The sequence below is a fragment of the aff. Roholtiella sp. LEGE 12411 genome, assembly GCF_015206995.1.
In the GTDB taxonomy this organism is placed as follows: Bacteria; Cyanobacteriota; Cyanobacteriia; order Cyanobacteriales; family Nostocaceae; genus Komarekiella.
Genome location: NZ_JADEXR010000277.1, coordinates 1 through 2,873, shown reverse-complemented (window position 1 = coordinate 2,873; position 2,873 = coordinate 1). Strand labels below are relative to the sequence as shown.

Genomic DNA, 2,873 nt, shown 5'->3' with positions numbered 1-2,873 from the left:
GGGTATGGGGCATTGATAAAGAGACAAGATAGGCGAGGAACAGACTTCTTCAATAATTCCTCCTTGTTTTCCCAATGCCCAATGCCCAATCCCCAATGCCCAATGCCCAGTCCCCATTACCCCTTATCCCCAGAGGGGGCCCCGAGTTCCCCAATCCCCAATTACAACATGAACATGTATGTCACGATTTTTGAATAGGACATCTCACCATCAAGCTGAGTACAGCTATGGTGGGAGTCTTCTGGAGGTTTGAGATGAAAATTGACTTTGGTGCAACTGCTAGCGATTACGCAAAACACCGCGCTGGTTTTCCCAGTTCATTATTTGACAAACTGTCTGAATACTGTATCGGTCTACCTGGACAAAACATTGTCGATCTCGGCACAGGTACAGGAACACTAGCACGAGGCTTTGCAGCTAGAGGTTGTGATGTAATTGGCATAGACCAATCAGGGGCACTTCTAGAACAAGCCAGGCAATTAGACCAATCTGTTCAACTTCAAGTAAAGTATCAACTAGCAACTGCGGAAAATACTGCTTTACCAGATGCAAGTGCTGATGTGGTAACAGCTGGACAGTGCTGGCATTGGTTTGACCGTTCCCTTGCAGTGCAGGAAGTTGCTCGTATATTAAGAGCTAATGGCTATATAGCGATCGCTCATTTTGATTGGATACCTTTAAAAGCTAATGTCGTTGAAGCAACCGAACAACTGATAGAAGCTCATAATCCAGCGTGGCAAATGGGCGGTGGTATTGGTTTGCATCCCCAGTGGTTACGAGATCTTGCTGAGGGAGGATTCCGAGAAATTCAAACATTCTCTTATGATGTTTTTGTGCCTTATACACACGAAGATTGGCGTGGGCGGATTCGTGCTAGTGCTGGTGTGGGAGCCAGCCTGACAGCAGACAAAGTAGAAGTATTTGACCGAGAACTAGCAGCATTACTCCAAGCAAAATTTTCAACACCAATTCTTCAGGTTCATCATCGAGTTTGGGTGGCGATCGCAAAATCACCAAAGTCATAATTACTACTCAACCAAATTGATGTTTTTGCGTTTCACTCAACCATCTTGCTCTTTAATTCTCAATTTATCGTAATTTTTTTGATGCATGATCGCTGCTGAGCCAAGAAACACCACGAGTAGAGACGTTATATTTAACTCTGCTAACCGTGTTAATACTGAATAAAAGATAATGGGAGAAACAAACCATGATTGAGCTTTACTATTGGACAACCCCAAACGGTCATAAAATCACAATGTTTCTGGAAGAAGTCGGACTTCCTTACACGATTATTCCCGTAAATATTGCCGCTGGGGAGCAATTTCAGCCGGAATTTCTTCAGATTTCTCCCAATAATCGCATTCCGGCCATTGTTGACCATGAACCAGCAACTGGAGGTGCGCCGATTTCCGTCTTTGAGTCTGGTGCAATCTTGTTATATTTGGCAGAAAAAACCGGGAAATGGATTCTCCAAGATTTGCACGATCCCTCCAACGATCTACGCCAACGCGTTGCAGTTCTAGAGTGGTTATTCTGGCAAATGGGGGGGCTAGGGCCAATGGCGGGACAAAACCACCACTTTAGTAAATATGCTCCCGAAAAGATTGACTATGCTATTAACCGCTACGTTAAGGAAACGGGACGCTTATATGCAGTTCTCAATAAGCGCCTAGCAGATAGAGAGTTTGTGGCTGGTGATTATTCCATCGCCGATATTGCTTCTTACCCCTGGATTGTGCCCTATGAAACCCAAAGCCAGAAGCTAGAAGATTTTCCCAACCTCAAGCGCTGGTTTGAGACAATTAAGGCTCGTCCAGCAACAATTCGCGCTTATGAGAAGGCAGAAACAGAAGCTTTCAAAAATCAGACGCTAGATGTCGAAAAATCACGAGATTTGTTATTTAACCAGTCCGCGAAGACTATTCAGCCTTAAGCGTTTTGGGCATAAAACAATAGGAGAATTGGGTGGGCAGGTTAGCAACAGATATAGCAGGCAAAAAGCCTGTTTCATTGGGATTGTTGGGTGCTGCTGCCTTCATGGTGATTGCTGATGCGCGTGTGATTGATCCCCTGCTGCACATCATTGCTGACGAGTTTAACGTTGGTGTTGGCAGTGCTGCGGTGATTATCTCGGCCTATACGATTCCCTATGGACTATTTCAATTAGTCTATGGCCCACTTGGCGATGTCTACGACGGGCTACGCCTACGCATTGGGAAACTTAAGGTGATTACAGCAGCACTCATAGCGTTTGCCATCGGCACGGGTATTTGTGCCTTTGTCTCAAATATCATCTTACTTACCTTGCTGCGGTTTTTGACGGGTATGGCTGCTGCTGGAATCATCCCCATCACACTCGCTTATATCGGCGACAACTTCCCTTACGAAGAACGTCAAGCGGCTATAGGACGATATTTAAGTGCTCTGGTGCTGGGTCAAATTCTGGGTGGTAGTTTAGGAGGCATTTTTGGAGAATATATTGGTTGGCGTGACATATTTCTCTTATTTGGCATCGTTTGCCTTAGTATTGCTGGATTCCTATGGCGGGGAACACGCCACCTCAGTGATAGCAATCGTTCCCAAGATCAAGTACGTTTGCTAACATTCCAGCCTTATTACCAACTCATGAACCAACCTGTTGCGCGTACTGTGATTTTGGGAGTATTTATTGAAGGCTTTTGTATGTTTGGGGGATTTGCTTACGTTGGTGCATTTTTGAGAGAGCAATATAACCTAACCTATGTAGGGCTTGCTGAAAAAGAAAGAGAAGCTCACAGTATATAGATTATCTGACCAAAGAAGTATATTCAGGTGCAAGACTTGAGGATACAATAGCCCAAAATCCTTGCATAACCGCGACCATCCGTACG

Annotated in this window: 3 protein-coding genes; all 3 read left to right on the top strand. The window is 44.8% G+C overall.

Going from position 1 to position 2,873, the window contains the following annotated elements:
- Window positions 1-254 precede the first annotated feature (254 nt).
- The 3 genes from IQ246_RS29300 to IQ246_RS29290 all read left to right on the top strand — a co-directional run bounded on the left by IQ246_RS29300 (window position 255) and on the right by IQ246_RS29290 (window position 2,787).
- On the top strand, window positions 255-1,025 hold the full coding sequence (locus IQ246_RS29300) for a class I SAM-dependent methyltransferase (protein ID WP_194006790.1): 771 nt from the start codon (window positions 255-257) through the stop codon (window positions 1,023-1,025).
- 185 nt (window positions 1,026-1,210) lie between these two features.
- Window positions 1,211-1,936, top strand: a complete 726-nt coding sequence (locus IQ246_RS29295; RefSeq protein ID WP_194006789.1) for a glutathione binding-like protein — start codon at window positions 1,211-1,213, stop codon at window positions 1,934-1,936.
- A gap of 32 nt (window positions 1,937-1,968) precedes the next feature.
- On the top strand, window positions 1,969-2,787 hold the full coding sequence (locus IQ246_RS29290; RefSeq protein WP_339379279.1) for an MFS transporter: 819 nt from the start codon (window positions 1,969-1,971) through the stop codon (window positions 2,785-2,787).
- Window positions 2,788-2,873: the final 86 nt, after the last annotated feature.

What these genes read in the sequence shown, in the direction of transcription:
- IQ246_RS29300 (WP_194006790.1), top strand. Translation starts at nt 255, where the DNA reads ATGAAAATTGACTTTGGTGCAACTGCTAGCGATTACGCAAAACACCGC.
- IQ246_RS29295 (WP_194006789.1), top strand. Translation starts at nt 1,211, where the DNA reads ATGATTGAGCTTTACTATTGGACAACCCCAAACGGTCATAAAATCACA.